Raw genomic sequence first — 19,162 nt, 5'->3', positions numbered from 1 at the left:
AGAACCCTTTATATAAAGGGTTTTTCTGGTGATTTAATATATCAATTACATTCGTGGTAATATTCATCACATGAATCGTTATTATCGTTACAGTATATACAAAATGTTTTTTGAACAAATAAACTAACTACACTAGTAGAACCTTCCTGCTTTGTAAGAGTAAGACTTTGAAAATCTTCAACTTGAAATATTTTTGTTTGAACAGGTTGTAATGTAGTAGTAATTGGTACGCTAGATCTTCTTGTTAGAATAGTTACTTGAACGGGTGCACTCATCCCGACAACGAATAACTGAATTAATGTTTTATTATGATTGTTTGTAAAATCCTCAAATACAGTTTGTGGAGCGGTGGTTTCAAGGAAAACTGACACAGGTATATTTCCATTTGCATTTTCTGCAGAACCAGCTATCGTATGAGTTTCAATAAAACAGTTATTTTTTTGATTGTTGGAATGTGATTGGTTTTTATAATATTTTTTACCATCTTTATAAAATTAATCAGCCATATGAATTTAAAGCTCCCTTCTTTTGGATATCTATATAGTCTATTTAATAAAGTGAAGTAGTGCTTGTACAACATAATAAAATCCGCTCTCGTAATTATCTAAAAATGTTATTTGGAAATTAAAGAGCGCCATTCAAGGCGCTCTCGGATAAACATTAATATTGAAAAAGAATACCACATTATATTTTATGCATGTTCTTAATAAATGTGTAGTTTTTTAGCAAAATCCTTATTTGAAAACAAGAAGCCCTAGAGTTAGGGCTCTAAGGCTTCTTATTTTGGTATTCTCACATGGTTTTTCAAAAAGAATAGAACATATTGAAGATAACATGTGAATGTTTCATAAATGTATCAAAAAAGTGAACAAAATTGCTAGTGGAGAAGAAGCAGAAATGAAGTTTCTAATACGTAAGTACGTGAAAGGTATTATTTCCGGTGAATAAAATGCGCATGGGACACCTAATCATTATTTTATCGGGGGAAAAGAATATGTTATGAACTTGGTTGAATGAAAAAATGAAAATTTTACTTTTAGAGTGAAACTAAACAAAAACGCTATTTTATTAGAAAAGGAGAATGAAAATGGAGGTCCAGTTAATTCACGAACAAACATATAAAAGTCAGTATGATTTAGAAAGTGCAGTAGAAAAATTCTACGATAGTCTCCGAGAAGAATTCGGAATGGTTGAGGACGAGGATATCAAGCAATTTGACCATATAAGCAGAGTATTTGAAGCGACGGCCGTAATGGAGAATGGTTTGAAATTGAAGGTAGAAATATTCTTTGCGGATGATGCAGACGAAGATGAATCATGGGTTTGTAAAGCTTATCAAGTAGCTTAATAGAAACTTCATTTGAAAGGAAAGTGATCAGGGTGGAAGTTCAATATGATGCGCAGGGCCGAATGAAGTATCATCCTGATTACGATCCGAATCATAAGAAGCCGTATACAACGAAAGAATTAGCCTACATATGTAAGTATTATGGATTCGGAAAGGTGAAGGGAATTGCTTTAGCATTAGGAAGAACGGAATTAACGATAAGGCAGCTAGTAAATACTCTCCGGAAGAATGGAATGTTTGAAAAATATAAAACTATGGGTGAGTAATTACAATAAAAATTTCATTTTATAGAAATAAAAACCCTAGTTTCCTAGGGTAATGGTATAACTGCCAAATATATTTTATTCGTTTATATTGTAACTTAATATTACGTTAAATACATCAGGTAAATGAAACCAATTGTAGAAAATAAGAGCAGTTAGCAAAAGCTAACTGCTCATCTCCAAGGGGGAACAAGGAGAAAATCTAATGTCATATATAGTATTGACGTAATATTTAGTTTTATTCGTGAAGAATTACATTTAACTTAATGCATAAGCAATGATTAAAGTTAGTGTTAAAAACACTGATAATAACAATGTTAGCAGAACTGTTACTATGCTTCTAAGCATTGTTATCCAATTACCTGCTTTAGAGAATCCTTTAATACCAGCAAAAAAAGTTCCTATTGAAAAAATGAGTACAAAAAATAAAGGGTGAAAATAAACGATTTTTATAAACGACGCATTCATTTCAGGTGTGCATACTTCAAGATATAAAAGAAAAAAAAGCAATGCAAGCGAATGAAAAAATAAAAGACCATAGATTTATATTATGCTTCATAGGTTGCTCCTTTGTTATCAAAATATTGCTATTAAATTTTAATGGAAAATATAAGAAAAATATAGTGGTTATAAATTGGAATGAATTTTTAAACAAAATAATCCTTTTGTTTAAAGAAAAACAAGCTACCACGTTACAATGATTGGAGATATTTTCCGATATATCCTTAAGAGGGTGGGAATAGAAAGAGTATCTTCTAGAGGAAAGGAATTAATTTATGTTAGGAAATTGGTTGGGTAAATTAAAATAACCTAAATGTATACAAAGATATAAACTTATTAATAGTCATGACAATGAAGATTTTAAAACTGGTAAGATGGGAATAGTTAGTTATTTCAAATGTGAAAAGTGTGGGAAAGAGAAGGAAATCAGCAAATATACTAATGATGTTAATAGTGACTATTGGGATATTTAAAACAACATTCGAATATCGTCCAGCTAGAAAACTAGAGGACACCAATTCATTAAAGCAGCAATTAAGGCTGCTTTACGAATGGGTGTCCTTTTTATTTTGAAAAGGGAGATGGGGTAATGGAGGGGTTAAAAAATCAGTTACATGAATGGAAAAAGAAATCCAAGCAAGAAAAGAAGAAAAAACCAAAAGAGAAATTAAGTACTCGTGAAATTGAGGATTTAATGGGGATGCATAGACCTTGTTATGAACGAAGACGTGGAGCAATAAGACAAAAATAATCTAAAAATAAAAAGGAGCGGTCTTATATGACTAAACAATTATCTTTCTTACCAAAAATTGATAGAACAGCGAAACAAGAGGAATTAGAAGGCGTGTTGGAAAGTGTACGTATACATAGGAAATGTGAAAATTAGAAACAGATTCTTTCTTCTAGTAAAAATTGAAGTGGAAGTTGGAAATGTAGCCATAGAGGAATTTGTTTTTATTCGAATATCTGAGCAAGAAGCTAGAACATTGTTAGTAGGGGGTATTCAACGTTGTACTATTTCTAATTGTATTCCTAGGTCTCATGATGATTTAGAAGTAGAATTCATTTGTGTTTTAATCGTGGGTGGGGAAGCATTTGCGGTTTTTGATGTAGAAGACGATGTTGATGAAGCTGTACTTGTTCCAATTTCATTAAGAGAAGCCGAGCGTTTAATCTGTAGAGGAGCAAGACGATGTACAGTTATTAATAGATAAGAGTAAGCCTTTTTATGTTGTATATGTTGAAGATCTTTTAAATGAAAATACCCTAAATCACGGATACATAAATCATTTGGTGCTACAGTTGGAATACACAGAGAACCATAGGTTCGATTATGTTGTTTCCCTGGACCTGTATGGATATAAGGAATTGTCCGCTTAATAGGTCATATTCAAGTTGAATTTTCATCCCAGCAGTATGGCTACATCCTCCAGCCCAGGATAAATGGTTGAAAATATATCTGGAAGCTGAAATGCAGTGGAATCTAAAATGCGAATACGCTTGAAAACAGAGGTGTATGGAGAAGAAAGTGGTATAGATGAAGTTAATTTGTTATTTAGAAGGTTAGTCAATATATGTTGCAAAAACTGAACGGCTGATTTATTAAACCTTTGATTCAGTCCTTCCTGACTGATGAGTACTTCTGTGGATGATTCTAAACAGCTAGATAACTGAGCTAAAGAGGTTGTAGCGATATTTTGACTCATCCATATACATAAAGCGACTAAATCTTACTGGTTCGTTGCACGAAACCAACATCTCTAGCAAGATCCCGTAAGGTATTTGGAGATAAAAAACTTTGAATCTCTTGAGCAAATAGTTGTAATTCATCAGATACAGAAATAGACATACAAAAACGCCATCCTTTCCTATGATTCTACAAAAAGAATAGCGTATTTTTTCATTTTAGGGGAGATTTTGTTGAATTAGCTTGATAGCGATTAGTGGTACCCCTTATAGGATAATAGAAGTTTTGCATTTTCAATTTTTTTACACTCTATTAACAAGGCAGTTATAGCATCCTGGTTTAGCGTTAAGAATATGAATATATTCTACTTCTTTATTATCAAAAATTTCATCTATATTTTCTCTTAAATTTACACCTTCTGTAACCCTTGCTTCTACAATCATTGAGTCAGCATTGTAGCCGTGTACAGATAGATACCTATGATGTAACATATGCGGAATTTCATTTACATCTAGCTTAGCAGTAGTTGCTCCCTTTCGTATAAATATAGGACCACTTGCTTTATAAGGCGAATTAACACTATGATATTGGTAATTCAGTAAAATTACCTCTTCTGCTACCTCTGCATCCTTCAAACTTACCCTGCAAGGATATCCAGGATTTTTATTTGCTATTATTTTGACTGCCCCGATATTTTTTAATACTTCTTCATTCATTAGAAATAGGTTATTAAACTCCTTCTCTTGTAACGCAACGATTTGAAAGTTATTTCTCATATTCTACCCCTCCTTAATTAGTTGTTATAAAGCAATTCACTAATGATGCTACCACTAAAGTTCATAAAACTTGTTCAATAATGCTGCCCGTTTGTTGAGGATTGAATTAAAAAGCCTACAATTCTATAACAGAGAAAAAATTGCTTATTATTGTTCAATACAAAGTTGTTTACTTTTAATCAATCAGTAATGATTTATCGAAAAATACGATGAGTACAAAGCACTCTTGTTAATTCATGCTATCTTTTGTTAAAGAACGTGAATTCAGTCAAGTTCTTGGTTTACGGTATTTCCACTATGGAAAGCCCGGAATTGACTCGGTGAAAATCCTGTATTTCTTTTAAATGCATTATAAAAGCTAGATACACTTTGATAGCCTGTTTGATAACCAATCTCTGTACTATTAAAGACCGTTGTCAAGAGCAGTTCCTTTGCTTTCTTAACTCTGATCCTTTCTAGATATATTCGAGGAGTATACCCTGTTCTTTCTTTGAAACTCCGATTTAAATGAAAACGACTAACTCCTACCCTTGATGCAATTTCATTTAAAGACATGTTTTGAACATAATTATTTTTTATCAATCGCATAGTATCTTCTAAAACGCATTCGAACGGGTCGTATATTTTTATATTTAGATCTGATCGGCATCTTTTGCATGGGCGATAGCCTGCCCTTTGAGCTTCTTGCGCATTTGAAAAAAAGGATACATTTTCATAATTAGGAACCTTAGACTTGCAAGAAGGCCGGCAGAAAATTCCAGTTGTCTTGACTGCGTAAAAGAATATCCCGTCATACGCTGAATCACATGATACTGTTGCTTTCCACATGGTATCTCTAGAAAGGTTATTTTGATCTTTCATTAGATTTTAATCCTCCCTTGTAGGCGAAAATCTTATTACTTAAAATCATATAAATCACATATATAGCCACGACAATTAACGGAACAAATATATACAATTGAAAAAATGGAATCACCAGCAAACATAAAATGAAAGAGATTAACGATGCCCACCATGCCAGTGTGTTCTTCCTAAATAATTTAACGCCTGCCGCCATTGAAAGAACATAAACTAGAATCCCAAGAGAAGTCGGTATAAACAAAATATCATCAAACGTTAGTGACAAAGCTTTTGTCACTAACACACCTGCTACCGAAAAACAGATAACAAACAATACCATCTGTCTTGGAATTTGAGTAGTTGCATGCAACCTTGAGAAAAATTTTGGGAAAGCACCATCTCTGCTTAATGAATATCCTAATTGCGTTAGGCTGGCTACAAAAGCATTCGCTGTCCCTGTACAAATAATTAAAGCTAAAACAGCTGTAACGACTTTGGCACCTCCGCCTACTGTACCTCCCATTATAACACCGATAGGAGACAGGTTGCTTTCTTGACTGCCATACGTGGCCGTTCCAATAGTGACAAGACTTAGCGCTAAAAATAATAATCCAATGACAACTGCACTAATAACTGCTCCTTTGACAATATCTTTTTCTGGCCTTTTAAAGTGCTCAGCCAGATTACAAATCGCCTCCCAACCGAAAAATGCCCAAAAGATAACCGTTATAGCGTTCCCGACAGAAAACCATCCATTTGGAACAAAGGGAGTAAAATTCCCCCATTGTATTCTTGGAAATGCCACAAATACAGCTGACGCTAAAAGAATCAGTAATAAGGAACTTAAAATCACTGCAACTTTACCACTAACATTTACGCCGTAATAATTGGAAACACCTGCAATTACCAAAATAAAGACGGCAATTATAATTGTTTCAAAATGCGAAAATCCAAATGCCTGACTGACGTAAAAAGCACCAGTTAAAGATACAATCGTTTGACCAACTGCTGCTGTTACAAAGTAAAACCACCCAACGATATTGCCAAGATGATATCCAAAAGAATTTCTAACAAAGGTTGCTGCTCCACCAGAATCAGGATATATCCGTGCCAAACTAGCAAAGGAATAAGCAAGCGGAAAACTAATTATAATAACGATAAACCAGGATACAATAGATGCAGGGCCCGCTATTGAGGCCGTTACCCCCGATAAAAAAAGGACACCTGATCCTAGAATAGCTGAAATGTATAACGCAATTCCTTGAAATAATCCAATGGCTTTATTGTTCATGATCTCCCCCCTTTTATAGGATTTAGTGTACTAGTAAAAAGGGGGGGATTCTTCTTGTTTTTTGCGGTTTAATTCGTTTAATAAAACAATCAAAAGCATTTTTATTATATTTCTTCTTCAACAATCGGGCCAGATTGTTGAAGAAAGTAGCCTGTTCCAATAAAGAACTTTATTATTCAGTAAACAACTTGTCATGAAACCATAAAACGAACCGAAATTTTTCTTAAGGGTAGAAAATTCGGCTCGCTTTATGTTGGGATTTGCTTAGCTTATATTTTCGTTAAAATGTGGGCGGGATCCCATGCCCATCAAGCTAACATTTTGAGACATCTCCATTACGAGAAATCTTCAAGAAAACAGACTTTGAAGTAAGGATACTATATACACGTATAGTACTCGCTAATTGGTGCTTTGGCTTTATGGATGCTTATAGTAATCTATATAAAATAATCTTTTTTTATAAATAAAAGGGCCTGATGTGAGAGAAAAGGCCTTTTCAAAAATTGCATATGAGGAAAATCAATGTCAATAGTTTAATACCAATAAATAAGAATTAATTCCAGGTATTAAGTATTGAGAAATAAAAAATATTTAACGCAACAAATTGGTTAACTTTATGAGCTAACCAATTGTTACACAAAAGAAAATTAGGCCCTCTAAGTAATAGATGTGTAACTTAAAGTTACAGTTATAGTGTAAGCGAGATTGAAAATGTTATACGAAAGTAATTCTGTTAAAAAGTTTCATTTTGTCATAAATAAAAGAGCAGTTAGCCCAGCCTAACTGCTCGATACAGAGGTAATAATCTAGCTACATAGATATTATATGCTGAGTTATTGATTTTATTTGTGTAAAAAACAAAAGAGCAGCTAACAAAACCTAGCCGCTCTAAACAGTGATGTGTCTCTAGATGTAGTTGTAGTATAAACAGAATGCTGAGTTTTATTCATGGGGAGATAGAAATGAGCTTGAAAATAGAATATAGTCCGGCTAGAAAACTAGAGGACACCAATTTTTAGAGCCGCGATAAAATTGTTTTAAGAAAGGGTGTTCTCTTTATTTTGAAAGGGGATTCGGGAAATGAAGGTATTAGAATAGAAATGTTTAAAAAACGCATAGATTGATAAAAAGTAAAGGGCGAATTCCTTATGAGAATAAGGAATATTATCATTTTTGTTACCATTTTCTTCTATCCTTATATATAATTGATTTGTATTTTATATATAAATTAGGAGGGAATTTATGACTACAAATAAGGACTACATTCGTTATATCCGGGGAAAAGTAGGGCATGATTTAATATTTCTTAATTTTGCTGGAGGTATTGTTTATAACGAACGAAATGAAATTCTTTTACAAAAACGGGGAGATAGAAATGAGTGGGGTCTACCAGGTGGTGCTATGGAACTTGGAGAATCTCTTGAAGAAACCGCTAAACGAGAAATATTTGAGGAGACAGGATTAAATGTTGAGGTTGAACATCTTATAGGTGTCTACTCTAAATATTCTGGTGAGTTTCCGAACGGAGATAAAGCTCAGACTATCACTCATTGTTTTCAATGTAAGCCAATTGGTGGAGAACTTACTGTAGATGGTATTGAGACTTTGGATTTAAAATACTTCCCAATAGACCAAATACCAAAATTATTCACAAAACTACACGAAGATGCCTTAGAAGATTGGCTTTCCAAAAGAAAAGGTGTATTTAGATAAAACACTTTCAAATTAATTATCCATAATCTTTAACTAACGGGCGCTTTAATTGAGTAAGAAAATAAAAACTTTTAACTTCCGCTAAAGATAATTATGTTAATGATTTAGTGATGGCAGTCCTGTTAAGGACAAGAAGAGGAACGTATAAAAATAGAGTTGTAGAAATAGAAAGAGTGGATTCCATGTGAGAGAATAGGGATCCACTTTTTTTCTTACAACTGATAAAGAGACACTATATCTGACTTACATAAATATCCTAGTTGTTCAAATTTGTCCTTGCTAATGGTACCATTAGAGTCATGGAGGGATATTATGTTTACTTTTAGATAATGCTTTAAGTTAAGTCTTTACAATTAAGCCCATTAAACGAAAGCCTTTAAATATAGAGCGTACAACTTTCATGAAGATGCGCCCTAAAAGAAATATTAAGTATGTATTATTTCTTTTCTTTAACTTCGTATTTAGCTTCAATAAAATTTAATAATTTACCTTTTTGATCATCATTTTCTTATATTTCCTTATCGTGTTGTATAATTGATTACGAGTTACTCTTTCTATTTTGATGTTCCTCTACTTTCTTATCATATACCTTAGAGAAATCATCCTTGTTTTCTTTAGCTAATTGGTAAACTGCTTCTTTCCACTGTTCTCTATCCATGCCTAACAGGTGGGGAGAACTATTCGCAATAACTACACTAACTTCTTTTACATCTTTACCTTTAGCTTCTAATATTGGTTTTGTACCTTTTCTTGCATCCTCTATCCCTTCTAAGATGAGTTTATGCGTGTCTTTATACTTATCAGGTACTTTTACGTTCTCCATTCGATCTAAAGCTTCATCCAAAATACTTGCCGTTTTGAATACCTCTTTATACTTTTCATCACCTTTTAGTGCATAACCTAAACCTATTATTATGTCATCCTTATTAAAGTTAAAATCTAGTAATTGTTCATACATGTAACTTGGATACTGTTCCTCAGATATTGTAGTTTTCAACATTGCTTTACTAGTTTCTTCAGTCTTAGGAGTAGAATCTTTATCTCCTAGCCCACAACCGAACAATAATAGAACTGGCATTGTCAACGCTATGAGTTTCGTTGCTTTCATTATGTATTCCCCTTTTAGAAAGTATTGTAATTAATTAACATATTGTACCATAACATAAATTATGAATATTAGATATACAAATTCCCTATCTTTACCGTGAAATGCATTTATTGTAATAATGAAGAATATGATACACATGCTTGGAATTGAAAAAATTTATAGCTCGTGAAATAAACATATACAAAGAAAAAGACATATTTATATTGTCCTCACCCTTACCGTCCATTTTGTCTAAAATATGGGTAGTCAAACCCACACATTAATACACAATTGGAAACATAATCAGTATATTAAGAAAAAATGTGTGAATTATTTAAACAAAAAAGTGTTAGCAAGTTTGCAAACGAACTTGCTAACACTTATACAGAATAGACATAACTTATTGCCGATATGTCGCCTTTGAAAATAGCTTTAATCAGTTACATCACACTTTATACGAAATACTCATAAAAACAGTCTTAATATACATGATAACAGTATAAACTCTATATTTCTTTTAATAATTTAAGGTTATATCCTTTCTGCATTCGCCGCGTTTAACCACGAATCATAGAATTCTGTAACTGATGCATACCGTTCTGCCCGATTTTCATTTACAGCACGATACGCTACCTCATATAATTCCTTACTTGCTTCCCATTTTATAAAGGAACGATCTTTTTCACCGCCTAGAAGTGAGAAAGCCATTGCTCCCATATTAAATACATTTGTTCTTTCATCAATTATAGCGTTTAGTTCAAATTCCTCTGGTGACATAAAACGGGAGGAACCCCATAGCCGGCCCATTTTATTTATGTAAGGTTTCTTACTGTATAAATCTATATCACAAATTTTTGTTTCGTTTGTATTAAAATTATATAAAATACTACCGTCATAAAAATCTATCGCTACATAGTTTTTCTTTTCTACATAAGTATGGAAAGAAAAAATGGAATGTAAGGAATGAATTCGTTTTATAGCAGACAAATGTCTAAATTTATAAAATGGAGAGTTTGGATTTTTATATTTCTCAGGAGGTGGGAAACGCCAATGCGAATGAAGACATTCACCATCAAACCAATTGAAAATTAATACATATCCAGATTGAACTGGAAAATGATCGATTAATCTTATAAGCGAGTCATGCTTTAAATCTTCATAGATAGTAACTGAATTTTTTAGCCTTTCAATAGCATCCCTTGTTGTTCCTTCATATGCAATTGCTTGTGCTCCTGCGTATTTAATAAATTTCTTATGACCATCTTTTTCTATACCAAAACTTATATTACCTGAATCTTGCTGGTCAAAAACTGCAAATACGGTCCCTAATTTAATAAGCCAATCAAAATTATGATATTCTTTCAATTGGAATGTTACGTTATTTAACTGAATTTCCACGGAATTATCTTTCATAGATTACCTCACATTTAATATAATTAAGTTGTACATTCCACTATTTCGACATATTTTATGGAAATCCTATGCTAATAATATAAAATTTTATAAATATAATGATAAACACTTATAAAGAGGTGAATATAATGGACCAACAAATTGTTATTAAAGCATATCAAAAAGACTGGGTTGAAGAGTATATAAAAGAAAAAGAGAAATTCTGTTCCTTGTTAGGACAAGAAATAATTGCTGTTGAACATATAGGAAGCACTGCAGTAAAAGGATTAGGAGCTAAACCTCTTATTGATATGATGATTGGCGTAACGGACTTGCAAATTACTGAAAACTGGATAGAAATTCTATCTGAAATTGGATATGAGTTTGTTCCAAAAGAAGCTACGAATTGGCGCTTTTTTAGAAAGGGAAAATGGAGAGCAGGTACTCATCATTTGCATGTTTATATTTATAATAGCGAAGAATGGAGAAACAATATTTTATTTCGGGACTTTCTAATAAGCCATGAATGGGCACGTGAAGAATATAGAGAATTAAAAGAGATGCTTGCTATTACATATACTTTTGATCGTGTGTCGTATACAAAGGCAAAAGCGCCGTTTATTCGAAAAATATTAGAATTAGCTAGAACTTAATAAATTTATAGATTCTTATCTAACTAGTTTTGAAACCTCTTCCTATACTTTTTATAGGGAGGGGATTTTTTGTTTTTTTCATGACAAAATATATAAGTTCTAATTATTGGAGGCAAACTATTTTATTTATTTTGATATTTCGAGTACATTGGAAATATTAAGGGGGAATTAAGCAATGAAAGCTATTGTACATCAATATAAAAAAGGATTAGAGGGATTAGAATATAAATTTTCACCTGAGATAAGTCCTAATGCAGGTGAAGTAAAAGTAAAGTTAAAAGCTGCAGGATTAAATCATAGGGATTTATTTATTATAAATAATAGAAAAGAAATGGATCTATCATTAGTAATAGGGTCAGATGGATCAGGAGTTGTTACAGAAATAGGAGAAGGAGTTTCAAATATTAAACTACATACAGAAGTTATTATTAATCCTAGTATTGGATGGGAACATGCTACTGAAGTACCGGAGTTACCGGAAGTGCTAGGTGGACCGAAAGATGGAACGTTTGCTGAATATGTAATTGTACCAGCTGAAAATGTAGTAGAAAAGCCTTCATATCTTACTTGGGAAGAATCAGGTGTTTTATCTTTATCCGCACTAACTGCATATAGAGCGCTTTTTACAAAAGGTAGACTGAAGTGCGGCGAACACGTTTTAATTCCGGGAATAGGCGGTGGTGTTGCTACATTTGCCATGTTATTCGCGAAAGCAATTGGCACAAAAGTGAGTGTTACTTCTAGGGTAGAGAATAAAAGGGAACTTGCTGAGAAATATGGTGCAGATATTTCTTTTCATAGTGCTGGAAATTGGGAAGAGAGCTTACAAGGTGAAAAAGTAGATTTAATAATAGATAGTATAGGTCCGGCAACTTTTTTGAAATATTTTGATGTATTAAAACCAAATGGAAGAATCGTGAATTTTGGTGCAAGCTCAGGAGATAAAATTGAATTACCATTACGCGCGCTATTTTACAATCAAATTGATATTATGGGAACATCCATGGGTAGCGGTGAGGAATTTAATGAGATGATAAAATTTATAGAAAAACATCAAATTAAACCAATTATTGATAAAGTTTACTCGTTAGAAGAAGCAATTCGAGCACTAAGCCGTATGGAACATGGAGAACAATTCGGAAATATTGTACTTCAAATGAATTAAAAAATATGATTTTGCAATTAGTATATTTAAATGAATATGTTATGTATCCCAAACATGAAAAAATACGAACCGCCTTATTATAAAGGCTTACCAGCTTTATACATAAATTGCGTATAAAATTTGTTTTATAATTGTCATATGAATAATAGTAAAATGAGAATTAGATGAAAAAAGTTTAAGCCTATTTTCATAATGGTATTGTATACTGTGTAAATCAAGAACACTTGTATGTAAGGAGAGAGTTTAATGAATTACACAGTATTTCAGTGGTTTAATAATTTTGCTGATTCATCCAAACTATTAGATACGTTAATGGTTGCTATTACAAATAGCGCTGCATACGTAGCCATTTTATTTATGCTTATCTTATGGTTTAATAATGGAAAGAAAGATAAGGCAATTAGAAAACAATATACAGTTTTATATACGACGCTTTCGGTTATTTTTGCATTATTAGTAAATGTTCTTATACACGCAGTATATTACCATCCGCGTCCGTTCGTATCACATGATGTACATCAATTAGTACCACATGCAGCAGATTCATCATTCGTTAGCGATCATTCTGTACTTGTATTTTCAATCGTCTTCGTATTTATTCTTAGAGGAGAAAAACTGAAATATATCGCGCTATTATGGGCAGTATTAGTCGGTATATCACGTATGTACGTAGGTGTTCATTATCCTTTAGATATACTTGGTGCAGCATTCTTAACACTTATTATGAGCGCATTAGTAATGCAAAGTGCACGTATGTTTGAACCAATAGCGAAACTTGTATTCAAAATGTATGCATTAGTAGCGAGACGAATTCCTTTCTTAGCGAAATATAACCATATCGCATAATTGTATTATAAAAAAGTTCCCCTTTGGACATCCAGAGGGGAACTTTTTTATAGGAAATACGAAAAGAGTTTAGAGTGCTCTGTAATCAAGTTGTACTAATTAATATTTTGAAATTTCACGCACCGAATTTAAATTATATAAAATAATGACACAAAATAACAACAGTTAGTTTTGCATTGTTTTAAAGGAATTAAAAAGAAAACTTCGAAACATATAATATCGCAAACAAAAATTACAAATTTAAAAACGTATCTTCGTACGAATCCATTCCAAAAGAGAGGAGATAAGTATGCAAAAACTCCAAACGAATAAAGGCGCTCGATATATGATGATTGCTTTTATTGTTTTGTTTCTTATTATGATTTTGCGTATATTCTATATTCAGGCAGTAGGAGTCGTGCATAATGTGAATGTAAAGGATCTAGCGAATGAACAACATAATAAAAAAGGTGTTTTAGAAGCGAATCGTGGCACTATCTATGACCAAACCGGGAAGGTGTTAGTACAAGATTCTACAACGTATCGAGTTGTTGTGAATTTAAAAGGAAAAGATAAAGTGAAAAATAAAGATGAAACCGCACAACAATTAGCCGATGCGCTTGAAATTGATAAAGAAGAAGTATTGAAAAACTTGCATGAAGGGCGTACACAAGTTGAAATTGGAAAAATTGGTCGGAACTTATCTAGGGAAACGAAGGAAAAAATTAATGATTTAAAAATACCAGGTGTATCTTTTATGACGGAAAAAGCAAGAGTGTATCCGAATGAAGACTTTGCATCCTATATACTTGGTTTTGCTAGACCAGATGATAAAGGGAATACAGAAGGAAAGTTTGGGCTTGAAAAGAGTTTGGATAAATATTTGCGCTCTACAAACGGGAATATAGAATATGTGGGTACACGAAGGGGGATTCCGCTTACGAATGATATAGGTAAAGTAGAACCTGCTAAAAATGGGAATAACGTATATTTAACCCTTGATAAACAAATTAATAGCTTTTTAGAAGAAGCGATGAACAAAGCACAAGAGCATTATGATCCTTCTATGTTAATTGGAATTATTGCTGATCCAAAAACAGGAAAGGTTTTAGCAATGTCTAGTAAACCTAGTTACAATCCTAATGTAGGTGATATCGAATACTTTTTAAATGATCCGATTGCAAATGCATATGAACCAGGTTCAACAATGAAAGTTTTTACGTTAGCAGCTGCCATTAATGAAGGTGTATATAACGGAAAAGAATATTTTCAATCTGGAAAATATTCCGTGGGTTCATCTGATATAAAAGATCATAATGGTGGATTTGGATGGGGATCAATTACGTTTGATGAAGGTTTTGAAAGGTCATCAAACGTAGCTTTCTCTATTTTAGAAGATCAGTTACTGAAACCAAATAAATTTAAGCAATATATGAAAAAATTTGGATTCAATCAAAAAACAGGAATAGATTTACCTGGTGAAAGTAAAAATACTTTATTATTAAATACGCAAATTCAACAAGTTACAACTTCTTTCGGCCAAGGTTCTACAGTAACTCCTATTCAATTAATCCAAGCGGCTACTGCAATAGCAAATGACGGGAAAATGATGCAACCATATATCGTTGATAAAATTGTAAATCCAACAAACAAAGAAGTTATTATGGAAAATCAACCGAAAGAAATTGGGAATCCGATAAAAAAAGAAACAGCGGACAAGGTTAGAAGCTTAATGGAGCGTGTTATAACATCTTCAAAAGGAACTGGTACAATGTATAAAGTGGATGGTTATCCAATTGGAGGTAAGACAGGAACAGCACAAATCCCGAATCCTGAAAACGGCCGATATATGGAAGGGAAAGAGAATTACATTTTCTCCTTTTTAGGAATGGCTCCAATTGATGATCCGGAGTTAATCGTATACTTAGCTATTAAGCAGCCAAAGTTAAAAGGAGATGAGTATGGAGCTCAGCCTCTTGCTGAAATATTTAAACCTGTTATAAAAAACAGCCTTGAATATTTAAAAGTGAAACCGTATACAGAAAAACAAATAGCTGATGCAGCGAAACAATCTCAATTAAAAGTGCAAAATTATGTAAATAAATCGATGGATACAATAGAGAAAAGTGTAGAAAAAGAGAAGCTACAGCCGGTAATTTTAGGAGAAGGAAAAATAATAAAACAATACCCACAGTCTGGCGAGGTAATAAGTGAAGGAGATCGTATATTTTTATTAGGAAATAACGCACATATGCCAAATGTAAAAGGTTGGTCCATGCGTGATGTTATGTATTTCTCTAAGCTTTTGAAATTAGATTTGAAAACTTCTGGTACGGGTTATGTAACGAGCCAAAGTATTGAAAAAGGACAAGGTTTACAAGAAGGAGATACACTAGAAATAGAATTAGAACCGCCGTTACAACCGTTAACAGAGGCGAATACGAATTAATTCAGGTATTTGGAAGGAGCTATATGAAAATGGCTCTTTCTTTAGAGTTATAAGTAATTTCACGCACCGTAATTTTTAGAAAAAATAATAAATAAGTGAATTAATAATAATACGTTATTAAATATCTGATTATTTTTTATTTACAGTTAAAATAATTTGTGATAATATGGAAAAAATCAAATGCAGTGAAGAGAATAGTAAATAAAATGAATTTTTCACAGAGAGCTCCATTTAGCTGAAAAGGAGTAAAAATTCTTTATTGAATCAAGCCTCTGAGCAGCACACCGGAACTTGTTATGAAGGGGGTGGTGTGACGGGAGCTCCCGTTATAGAGCTATGGTATAAGTATGAATGAGAATGCAGTACCTGATAAGGTTAGTATGGTGACATATTAACAAACTAGGGTGGCACCGCGATGATAATCTCGTCCCTAAGATTAAAAGTCTTGGGGGTGGGATTTTTTTATTGTTGTAAAACAATTTGGAAAGCGGGGGCAAAAAATGAAAAACTTACTTAAAGATTGGAAATATCCTTTATTACTATTGTCCGGAGTTGGTATTGCGAATTTAGGGGCATGGATTTACTTAATAGCACTGAATGTACTTGTCTATAATATGGGTGGCTCAGCCTTAGCTGTTGCTACTTTATATGTAATAAAACCATTAGCCACTTTATTTACAAACGCTTGGTCTGGGAGTATGATTGATCGTTTAAATAAACGGAAGTTAATGATTCACCTCGATATATATCGTGCGTTATTTATCGCTATTTTACCTTTACTTCCGTCACTTTGGATTGTTTATGTATTCGTATTCTTTATAAGTATGGCCAGTGCAATTTATGAGTCAACTGCTATGACGTATATGACGAAATTAATTCCAGTAGAGCGAAGACAACGTTTCAACTCACTACGTAGTTTAATAGGATCTGGTGCATCACTAATTGGACCAGCAGTAGCGGGGGGATTATTAATTGCGGGTACACCAGAATTCGCTATATATATGAATGCTATAGCATTTCTCTTATCAGGATTAATTACATTACTTTTACCCAACCTTGATAAGAAAAAAGATTCGGATACAACTAGTAATACATTATCCCTTACAGTATTAAAAAAAGATTGGAGCACTGTTATAAATTTTAGTAGAAAACATGTGTATGTCGTATATGTGTATTTCTTATTTCAAAGTATGTTCGTATTAGCAACTGCTACTGATTCACTTGAACTATCGTTTGCGAAAGAGGTATTACTACTAACAGATAGTGAATACGGTTTTCTAGTTAGTATAGCTGGTGCAGGCTATATATTAGGTGCCATAACAAATACAATTTTGTCAAAGAAATTAGCACCTTCATTTCTAATTGGAATAGGATCATTATTCATCGCAATTGGTTATTTAATTTATGCCTTTTCAAATGTATTTTTAATAGCTGCTATTGGATTCTTTATTTTATCTTTTTCGATGGCATATGCAAATACAGGATTTTATACATTTTACCAAAATAACATCCCTGTTCATATGATGGGACGGATCGGGAGTATATATGGGCTTATTATTGCGTTAGTAACAATTTTTATTACAATATTATCTGGTGTTGCGACTCAGTTCATTTCTATACAACTTGTAGTTATTGTAGGGTCATTAATAATGTTATTTATCACTATCGTATTGTGTGTGTTTACTTTATTCCCATTGCAATCTAAGTTGTATTCTACTGAATCAATAAAGTGAAACTTTAATCAGTGGGGGTTTTGTTCATCCCCCGCTTAACTTCCACTGAATTTTGAGGTGGGGGTCTTACTGTCCGTTAATGCGGGATAAATTCGAAATAAACTTTGTGTTCTCATTAACAATTTATCGTATTCAATAAGAGGGTTCTTTCCCCTTTATATGGAAAAATTAATAAGGGGAAAGAACAATTTGGAAAGATAAGGGTGGTTGTCGTGATAAAAACAAAAGATGAGATTAATAAAATTGTAAAAGAAATACAAAAGGAAATAGATTTCTCTGGAGTAGTTTTAGTAAAAAAAGAAAAAAACCTAGTCTATGAAAAAGCATTGGGTTACGCAAACCAAAGTGAATGTATAAGCAATACGATACAAACAAGATTTGGCATTGCCTCAGGATGTAAAATTTTCACTGCAATTGGCATCTGTCAACTTGTTGAAAAAGGTGTTATTTCTTTTCATACAAAATTAAAAGATTGTCTAGAGATAAAATTTCCAAACTTTGATGAAGATATTACAATACATCAACTACTAACGCATAGCGCTGGTATACCAGATTATTTTGATGAAAGTATTATGGATAACTTCGAAGATCTTTGGAAACAAACACCTATGTATCTATTAAAGAGCTTAAAAGATTTTTTACCATTATTCCAAAACAGTAATATGATGTTTACACCTGGAAGTAAGTTTCACTACAACAATGCAGGTTTTATCATACTTGGATTAATAATAGAAGAACAGACGGGATTTAAATTTACGGAGTATATAGAAAAGAACATATTTAATCCAATTGGTATGAATGATTCTGGCTATTTTTCTTTAGATAGATTACCAAGACATACAGCACTAGGATATATAAAGGATGAAACTAACCAAAATTGGAGAACAAACGCCTACTCTATACCAATAAAAGGAGGAGCTGATGGAGGTGCATATGTTACTGCACCAGACATGCTGAAATTTTGGGCGGCACTATTTAATAATGAAATTTTAGGAAAGGAATATACAAAGTTACTTTTAACTCCCCACATTCAAGTAAATGATAAACAGTCTTACGGCTATGGAATATGGATTGAAACACGAGAAAACAAGGTATTCAAATATCATATAATGGGATATGATCCAGGCGTCAGTTTTCGCTCGTCTATATATCCAGAATTAGGAATCACTTTAGTTATTCCATCGAATAAAGGGGCAGGACCCGAAAAATTAATGACAGAAATAGAAAGAGCTTTTTAATTATATGGATATTAAAGAAGAGATACAAAAATAATTTAAACGGGTTCATGATAGTTTCTATTTTGAAAAATATTTTAGTTAACGAGAAACCCTTTATTTAGTAAATAAAGGGTTTTATAATTTCATAAAAATATATACAATTATATAGATTTTGGAATTCGAAAACATTACTATATAGTTGTAAATTTTAATTATTCATTC

16 protein-coding genes, 3 pseudogenes and 1 other annotated feature are annotated in these 19,162 nt (G+C 32.6%); of the genes and pseudogenes, 11 read left to right on the top strand and 8 right to left on the bottom strand.

Annotation, left to right across the window (positions count from 1 at the left end):
* Positions 1-41: 41 nt before the first annotated feature.
* Positions 42-494: pseudogene (locus tag MR160_RS04545) on the bottom strand (exosporium protein D); the annotation flags it as partial.
* Between the two features lie 593 nt (positions 495-1,087).
* Between MR160_RS04545 and MR160_RS04540 the strand changes: the two are divergent.
* Together MR160_RS04540 and MR160_RS04535 are read left to right on the top strand one after the other, a co-directional pair.
* On the top strand, positions 1,088-1,348 hold the full coding sequence (locus MR160_RS04540; RefSeq protein ID WP_000453679.1) for a hypothetical protein: 261 nt from the start codon (positions 1,088-1,090) through the stop codon (positions 1,346-1,348).
* 32 nt (positions 1,349-1,380) lie between these two features.
* Positions 1,381-1,614, top strand: a complete 234-nt coding sequence (locus tag MR160_RS04535) for a hypothetical protein (RefSeq protein ID WP_000453747.1) — start codon at positions 1,381-1,383, stop codon at positions 1,612-1,614.
* 255 nt (positions 1,615-1,869) lie between these two features.
* On the opposite strand, the pseudogene MR160_RS35055 reads toward MR160_RS04535, so the two are convergent.
* A pseudogene (locus tag MR160_RS35055) lies at positions 1,870-2,170 on the bottom strand (hypothetical protein).
* A 531-nt stretch (positions 2,171-2,701) separates the two neighbouring features.
* On the opposite strand from MR160_RS35055, the gene MR160_RS04530 reads away from it, so the two are divergent.
* Together MR160_RS04530 and MR160_RS04525 are read left to right on the top strand one after the other, a co-directional pair.
* Entirely contained in the window at positions 2,702-2,863 is a 162-nt protein-coding gene (locus MR160_RS04530; protein ID WP_002082702.1) for a hypothetical protein, read from the top strand.
* A gap of 103 nt (positions 2,864-2,966) precedes the next feature.
* Positions 2,967-3,326 (top strand): hypothetical protein, encoded by a 360-nt coding sequence (locus MR160_RS04525; RefSeq protein ID WP_015945802.1) that lies wholly within the window; start codon positions 2,967-2,969, stop codon positions 3,324-3,326.
* 2 nt (positions 3,327-3,328) lie between these two features.
* Here the strand turns inward: MR160_RS04525 and MR160_RS04520 are convergent.
* From MR160_RS04520 to MR160_RS04505, 4 genes and pseudogenes are all read right to left on the bottom strand, one after another.
* Positions 3,329-3,961, bottom strand: a pseudogene (locus MR160_RS04520) (IS4 family transposase); the annotation flags it as partial.
* Between the two features lie 140 nt (positions 3,962-4,101).
* On the bottom strand, positions 4,102-4,575 hold the full coding sequence (locus tag MR160_RS04515; protein WP_242297092.1) for a DUF1203 domain-containing protein: 474 nt from the start codon (positions 4,573-4,575) through the stop codon (positions 4,102-4,104).
* A gap of 264 nt (positions 4,576-4,839) precedes the next feature.
* A complete protein-coding gene (locus MR160_RS04510) occupies positions 4,840-5,436 on the bottom strand; it encodes a bifunctional transcriptional activator/DNA repair enzyme AdaA (protein WP_000654821.1) in 597 nt (198 codons plus the stop codon).
* A complete protein-coding gene (locus MR160_RS04505; RefSeq protein ID WP_001060115.1) occupies positions 5,420-6,706 on the bottom strand; it encodes an APC family permease in 1,287 nt (428 codons plus the stop codon). Before MR160_RS04505 ends, MR160_RS04510 begins: the two co-directional genes overlap by 17 nt.
* A 1,242-nt stretch (positions 6,707-7,948) precedes the next feature.
* Between MR160_RS04505 and MR160_RS04500 the strand changes: the two genes are divergently transcribed.
* Positions 7,949-8,419 (top strand): NUDIX hydrolase, encoded by a 471-nt coding sequence (locus MR160_RS04500; RefSeq protein ID WP_000210489.1) that lies wholly within the window; start codon positions 7,949-7,951, stop codon positions 8,417-8,419.
* 538 nt (positions 8,420-8,957) lie between these two features.
* Here MR160_RS04500 and MR160_RS04495 read toward each other — a convergent pair.
* Entirely contained in the window at positions 8,958-9,527 is a 570-nt protein-coding gene (locus tag MR160_RS04495) for a membrane protein (protein WP_000648401.1), read from the bottom strand.
* Positions 9,528-10,037: 510 nt separating this feature from the next.
* The gene (locus MR160_RS04490; RefSeq protein WP_242297091.1) at positions 10,038-10,919 is read right to left on the bottom strand and encodes a protein kinase domain-containing protein; all 882 of its coding nucleotides are present in this window, start codon (positions 10,917-10,919) and stop codon (positions 10,038-10,040) included.
* A 128-nt stretch (positions 10,920-11,047) separates the two neighbouring features.
* Between MR160_RS04490 and MR160_RS04485 the strand changes: the two genes are divergently transcribed.
* From MR160_RS04485 to MR160_RS04460, 6 genes are all read left to right on the top strand, one after another.
* Positions 11,048-11,551: a GrpB family protein gene (locus MR160_RS04485; RefSeq protein WP_000372681.1), complete on the top strand. Its 504-nt coding sequence runs from the start codon at positions 11,048-11,050 to the stop codon at positions 11,549-11,551.
* A gap of 175 nt (positions 11,552-11,726) precedes the next feature.
* On the top strand, positions 11,727-12,716 hold the full coding sequence (locus MR160_RS04480) for a zinc-binding dehydrogenase (protein ID WP_242297090.1): 990 nt from the start codon (positions 11,727-11,729) through the stop codon (positions 12,714-12,716).
* A gap of 246 nt (positions 12,717-12,962) precedes the next feature.
* Positions 12,963-13,562, top strand: coding sequence for an undecaprenyl-diphosphatase (locus MR160_RS04475; protein ID WP_001110130.1), 600 nt, complete (start codon positions 12,963-12,965; stop codon positions 13,560-13,562).
* A gap of 289 nt (positions 13,563-13,851) precedes the next feature.
* Entirely contained in the window at positions 13,852-15,990 is a 2,139-nt protein-coding gene (locus MR160_RS04470) for a penicillin-binding protein (protein WP_001170951.1), read from the top strand.
* Positions 15,991-16,166: 176 nt separating this feature from the next.
* Positions 16,167-16,425, top strand: a binding site (T-box leader).
* Positions 16,426-16,490: 65 nt separating this feature from the next.
* Positions 16,491-17,723, top strand: a complete 1,233-nt coding sequence (locus MR160_RS04465) for an MFS transporter (RefSeq protein WP_000793350.1) — start codon at positions 16,491-16,493, stop codon at positions 17,721-17,723.
* A gap of 212 nt (positions 17,724-17,935) precedes the next feature.
* Positions 17,936-18,961 (top strand): serine hydrolase domain-containing protein, encoded by a 1,026-nt coding sequence (locus MR160_RS04460; RefSeq protein ID WP_000598055.1) that lies wholly within the window; start codon positions 17,936-17,938, stop codon positions 18,959-18,961.
* Positions 18,962-19,162: the final 201 nt, after the last annotated feature.

The organism is Bacillus cereus group sp. BfR-BA-01382, from assembly GCF_022663475.1.
Taxonomy (GTDB): domain Bacteria; phylum Bacillota; class Bacilli; order Bacillales; family Bacillaceae_G; genus Bacillus_A; species Bacillus_A thuringiensis_S.
Note: the sequence above shows the minus strand (reverse complement) of the source record. Positions and strands in the feature narration are given on the sequence as shown.

Excerpts from the sequence above, each read along its gene's own strand:
- MR160_RS04515 (WP_242297092.1), bottom strand. The coding sequence starts at position 4,575 with ATGAGAAATAACTTTCAAATCGTTGCGTTACAAGAGAAGGAGTTTAAT.
- MR160_RS04510 (WP_000654821.1), bottom strand. The coding sequence starts at position 5,436 with ATGAAAGATCAAAATAACCTTTCTAGAGATACCATGTGGAAAGCAACA.
- MR160_RS04500 (WP_000210489.1), top strand. The coding sequence starts at position 7,949 with ATGACTACAAATAAGGACTACATTCGTTATATCCGGGGAAAAGTAGGG.
- MR160_RS04540 (WP_000453679.1), top strand. The coding sequence starts at position 1,088 with ATGGAGGTCCAGTTAATTCACGAACAAACATATAAAAGTCAGTATGAT.
- MR160_RS04475 (WP_001110130.1), top strand. The coding sequence starts at position 12,963 with ATGAATTACACAGTATTTCAGTGGTTTAATAATTTTGCTGATTCATCC.
- MR160_RS04530 (WP_002082702.1), top strand. The coding sequence starts at position 2,702 with ATGGAGGGGTTAAAAAATCAGTTACATGAATGGAAAAAGAAATCCAAG.
- MR160_RS04495 (WP_000648401.1), bottom strand. The coding sequence starts at position 9,527 with ATGAAAGCAACGAAACTCATAGCGTTGACAATGCCAGTTCTATTATTG.
- MR160_RS04465 (WP_000793350.1), top strand. The coding sequence starts at position 16,491 with ATGAAAAACTTACTTAAAGATTGGAAATATCCTTTATTACTATTGTCC.
- MR160_RS04485 (WP_000372681.1), top strand. The coding sequence starts at position 11,048 with ATGGACCAACAAATTGTTATTAAAGCATATCAAAAAGACTGGGTTGAA.
- MR160_RS04480 (WP_242297090.1), top strand. The coding sequence starts at position 11,727 with ATGAAAGCTATTGTACATCAATATAAAAAAGGATTAGAGGGATTAGAA.
- MR160_RS04470 (WP_001170951.1), top strand. The coding sequence starts at position 13,852 with ATGCAAAAACTCCAAACGAATAAAGGCGCTCGATATATGATGATTGCT.
- MR160_RS04490 (WP_242297091.1), bottom strand. The coding sequence starts at position 10,919 with ATGAAAGATAATTCCGTGGAAATTCAGTTAAATAACGTAACATTCCAA.
- MR160_RS04505 (WP_001060115.1), bottom strand. The coding sequence starts at position 6,706 with ATGAACAATAAAGCCATTGGATTATTTCAAGGAATTGCGTTATACATT.